Annotated in this window: 2 protein-coding genes and 1 pseudogene; 2 read left to right on the top strand and 1 reads right to left on the bottom strand. The window is 60.7% G+C overall.

Annotated features, from left to right (window positions below):
- Window positions 1-149: 149 nt before the first annotated feature.
- Both QJT78_RS51145 and QJT78_RS51140 read left to right on the top strand, forming a co-directional pair.
- A complete protein-coding gene (locus tag QJT78_RS51145; protein WP_049808150.1) occupies window positions 150-923 on the top strand; it encodes a ThiF family adenylyltransferase in 774 nt (257 codons plus the stop codon).
- The gene (locus tag QJT78_RS51140; RefSeq protein ID WP_028154570.1) at window positions 898-1,359 is read left to right on the top strand and encodes a Mov34/MPN/PAD-1 family protein; all 462 of its coding nucleotides are present in this window, start codon (window positions 898-900) and stop codon (window positions 1,357-1,359) included. The genes QJT78_RS51145 and QJT78_RS51140 overlap by 26 nt, the downstream gene beginning before the upstream one ends.
- Window positions 1,360-1,395: 36 nt before the next feature.
- Here QJT78_RS51140 and QJT78_RS51135 read toward each other — a convergent pair.
- Window positions 1,396-1,494, bottom strand: a pseudogene (locus QJT78_RS51135) (IS5/IS1182 family transposase); the annotation flags it as partial.

The following is a 1,494-nucleotide window of genomic DNA, read 5'->3' as shown; positions in this document are numbered from 1 at the left end:
GCCGAAAGTCATCGCCGGTGTAAAGTTCATCGACGGAATCGAAGTCATTCCGAACACTGAAAGCCACGCCGCCTGATCAGGCCGCGTCACCCAAAATCAGCCATAGCTCTCGCGGAACTCGCCGTAGCTCTTCCCGATATTCTCCCCTTGTGCGCCAGTTCACGCTCGTCGATAATGACGTTCTATTCGTGGCGAACCTCGTGCGAAATGAGCTCAGCGCCGTAGCAATTGGCGCCCACAAGGTCGACGCGCTCCGCGCGCGCCTCATCGAGATTGCGGGAACGATGGACATCACTGTGCGGCGGGTCGCGCTGGGCGGCCAGGAAAGCGCAGATTCTACGGACTCCGTGATGTCTGCGCTGCGCGCCTGCGACGTTATCATCGACGCGACCGCCGACGCGCACTGCTTTAACTTCTGCGCCGCCGTCGCGACGGAAAGCCTGAAGCCGCTCCTCTGGGGCGAGGTGTTCGCCGGCGGCATTGGTGGCCTAGTGGCGCGCGTTCGATCAGGTCACGAGCCGGAACCTCAAACGGCCCGCAATCAGATCAACGCCTGGTGCGAAGGGCACGGCATTCCCGCGCTGCTCGCTGGCTTCGCGGCGCCTTACGCGACGGCGGCCGGCGACGGCGCTGCGCTCGTCGCGGACGATGCCGAGGTCGCCATTATCGCGGGACATCTGGCGCGCTTGGCGACGGACGTTCTCATCCACCCGAAAGAAAGCGCATTTCCGGTGCCGGCTTATGCGATCGGCCTGCGCAGGGCTTGGATTTTCTCCGAGCCGTTCGAGACCTGGCCTATACAACTCGCCGGCTCCGAACCGTGGAAGGTCGAACAAGATTCCGCCTCGGTCGCCGAGAGCCTTGCACTGCTTCGTGAACTCTTACCCTCCGCCTTCGATGGTCAAGATCAGTCTTCCAAGTGACCAGCGGGCCCGCTTTCGCACATGCCTAAGACGCGCCGGAAGGCGCGAGATCGGCGGCATCCTCATGGGCGAGCAAGTCGCGCCAGACCATTTTCGGATCGTCGACTTCTCAATTGACGCGACGACCGGAACGGCTGCTCATTTCGTTCGCAGCCCAAATCATCATGCAGAGGCTCTCGAAAGTTTCTTTCGAAGAACAGGATCCGACTTCCGACGTTTCAACTACCTGGGCGAATGGCATTCCCATCCGAGCTTTGCGGTCCGGCCGAGCAGGGAGGAGATGATGTCCATGCAAAGCCTGGTCAACGGTGAGCGAGACATCGACTTCTCCGCGCTGGTCATCGTCAGATTGCGACGTCTCTTCGTGCTCGAAGCCGCAGCGTATATGTTCGTCCGACACCGCGCGCCAAGCCACGTCGCCCTTACAGCACGATAGAGGGATATCGGGCATATTGAGATGTAGGGTCCAGACTCAATTGAGCCAATATGCGACGAGAGCGGCGAGATGAACAGCGGCCAAAAAATTACGGGCGAGCTTGTCATATCGCGTGGCGATGCGCCGGAAGTCCTT

Source organism: Bradyrhizobium sp. Mp27 (assembly GCF_029953005.1).
GTDB lineage: Bacteria > Pseudomonadota > Alphaproteobacteria > Rhizobiales > Xanthobacteraceae > Bradyrhizobium > Bradyrhizobium barranii.
Note: the sequence above shows the minus strand (reverse complement) of the source record. Positions and strands in the feature narration are given on the sequence as shown.

Coding starts and splice junctions, on each gene's coding strand:
- QJT78_RS51140 (WP_028154570.1), top strand. CDS start 898: ATGGTCAAGATCAGTCTTCCAAGTGACCAGCGGGCCCGCTTTCGCACA.